Here is a 2,959-nt window from a genome sequence, read left to right as displayed (position 1 = left end):
TCGGTACACCGCGCAATACGCACCGCCGAGCAACAGCACCAGCGTCGGCAGCACGTTGAACAGCGAGGTGAAGAATACGTTGAGGTCCTTGATGTAGGCGGCCGCAAGCCCCGCAAGTAAAAGCAGTAACGACGGTAGGAAATGGCTGAAACGTACAGCGGAAGAACGCGGCAAGGGGAACGCTCCGACCCGTCAGTTCAATAGATGGCATTGTGCCCACTACCTTAACGGCAGAAACCCCGAATTGCTGAATGAAAAACTGCGGTATTTACAAAAAGAGGCGTCACTGGCGTCCATCAGCCGCCAGTGACGCAAAGGGAAATAGGGTTACAGGTCGTTGTTGAACGGTTGCAGCGGCCCTTCCAGACTTGTGCGACCTTCAGCACCGACCGGTTTGAGCTGGATTTCGGCGTCCTGCGCTTGCCGGGTAATGATCTTCGGACTCGCCGGCTTTTGCCCGACCGAGTTTTCATCACCTTTTGCGCCCTGTGCCAGCACCAGCGACGGATGATCAAACGGCGCCCGTTCCCATGCGACCCGAGGATCGGTCAGCCCGACTTCCATGAATTTGACCAGCGCATCCACTTCATCCGGGGTGAGGTTCAGCCGAGTCATGTCCGGGTCGAGGTTTGAGCCGTTGTGCTGATTGACCGCCGGGTGGTCGAAGCCACTGGTGTTGCTGGCATCTTCACCTCGCCGGTCGCCGCCACGGTTGTAGAACTCCATGACCTGACGCAGCGTCGCACGACTGCCGTTGTGGAAATACGGTCCGGTCAACGCGATGTTGCGCAGGGTCGGCGTCTTGAAGGCGCCATCGACCGCGTCGCGGAAACCGACATTCGGCTTGAGCGTCGCATCACAAGGGATCGCCGGACTCAAACGCGCTTCGAAGGTGCACACATCGACATCCAGCGGGTCAGGGATCTGGCCCCCCTGAAGCACGGTGTTGTACTCGCGAGTGAAGGACAATGGATTGCCCCAGGCATCCGAGCCACCGAGCGCCAGATCTTCCGACGTTGGACGCACCCCGGTGTTGTAGAAGCCGTTGTCATACAGCGTGGTCAGGTTGTCGGCCATAACCATGCGTTCGATCCGTTCCCGAGGATGGAACAGCAAACGGCTACCGGCGTTGGTCAACTCCGCACCGCCGTGGCAACTGATGCACTTGCCCTTGCCCAGGAACAGATTCATGCCCTGGACCTGCTGGTCGTTCATGGCCGCATGATCGCCCTGCAAATAGGCATCCAACGGCGCCTGGTCCGAGATCAGCGTGGACTCATACATCTGAATCGCCAGCCCGAAGAATAGCGGGAAGTTCGCCTCCATCTGGGTGTATGGCGCACCACCCAGCGAGACCTGCTGCGTGGCATTCCACAGGCGCGGCTGGAACGCGTTCTTGATCAGCTCACGGTAGGTCGGCCGGCGAGCGCCGGACACTGGCCCCAGTACCGAATCGGTAGACGAAATCCGCTGCTGCTTGAGCATCAAGGTGTCGAGCATGCGTCGGCCAATGTCGGCGAAGGTACGACCGCCGCAGGACATTTCCACCGGACTGCCGGGAGGCCCTACCGCTTGCGAAGCAGCGGAAGCATCCTTGAGCGCCAGTCTGACTTTGGTCGCCACGCCACTGCGATCRCTGGTCACGAAAATCCCGGCGTCAGGGTCGCGATTGCCAAATGGAGAGAGGCCGTTGAAGACGTTATTGGCGCGCCCATCCCAAAAGTTACGCACGTTGAACGCGGCATTGATCACTGTGGGTGCGTTGCGCCCGGTGCTGCGGCGAACATTGATGCCACCTACCTGGAAGATGCCGTCCGGTTGCTGAATGCACTTGTCGAAACGCGCCTGATGAGGCTTGACAAAGTTGGCGTCGAATACGCCCTGGGAACCGATCACATCGTCAGTCGAATAGACAATCGCCGAATTGCGATCCRGCGGATCAGCCAGCACATGGGTCGGAAAGTCGTCTTTCTTCAGCAGGTAGTTCGGGCCGCCCTTGCCTCCTGATTTGGTGGTGTAGCTCGGCACGTCGCCTGGAATGTCCGAGGCGGTGAACGGCTTGTTGAAGATCGACGAAACGTTCGCGTTGGTATTCGCCTGACCGGGGTTGATCTGGTTGGTGGTGCGGTGATCGACACCCGCGTGGAAGTGGCAGGAGGCACAAGCAGTCGAACCGTCACTGCCGATCTCCATGTCCCAGAACAGCGCTTTGCCCAAGAGAACCGCCGCAGAGCGATTGAGCACGTAGTCAGTCATGAGGTCGACTTTGCGCCCGCCTTCAGTTCCCGACGGGTCGGGCGGGAGCAGCCCGCGCAGCGATTGCAGAGTGGGCACGTCCGGTACGGGCGGATCGACCGCTACCGGGTCAGCGGCCCAGGCACTTGCGACCGGTAGACCGATGGTCAGTAGAGCGCACGCCATCGCACAGGTTAAACGGGTGATTCGAAAGAAGTCCAAGTACTTAAACATCATGACATTCTCGATTCAGTGCGGAGTAGCCAAACTCCGGGATTATCCTGTTGCGAGATGAACTCATCGCCACAAATCTTGCTGCTTGCACGAGTAGTTACACCACTCGAAATGGCTCGGGCAAGGCGACGCTTAACTGGCAAAGTACTCTCTTGGCTCAGGCTTGATAAAGACATTGCTCTGTCGCACCGACGAGTGCGCTTACCCCAACCTTAGCTGTAACAAAAGATTTCAACAGCAAAAAAATCAATGCTTTTGTCTAAATCAATACAAATAAAAATGCATTGCAAACACACCTGACAACACATACGAACAAAGACTACAGATGCACCTCAAATTTGGTGAACTTCCCCCAACACTGGGGGCAACCCCCCAAATGCATGCATACATCGATTACAACGACAATCACAACCTAATGAATTTAAAGGTAAGTATTTTTTAAGGTGACGATTTATTCGCTTGGCATAGCAATTGCCAACTAACACTTCAC

The 2,959-nt window shown here is 56.9% G+C and carries 1 protein-coding gene and 1 pseudogene; both read right to left on the bottom strand.

What is annotated here, in order from left to right:
- A pseudogene (locus tag AC1DRJ_RS23180) lies at positions 1–174 on the bottom strand (GGDEF domain-containing protein); the annotation flags it as partial.
- A 153-nt stretch (positions 175–327) separates the two neighbouring features.
- On the bottom strand, positions 328–2,469 hold the full coding sequence (locus tag AC1DRJ_RS23175; protein WP_477804201.1) for a cytochrome-c peroxidase: 2,142 nt from the start codon (positions 2,467–2,469) through the stop codon (positions 328–330).
- Positions 2,470–2,959: the final 490 nt, after the last annotated feature.

It is taken from the genome of Pseudomonas sp. P5_B2 (assembly GCF_056400445.1).
This window is presented reverse-complemented; position numbering and strand designations above follow the sequence as displayed.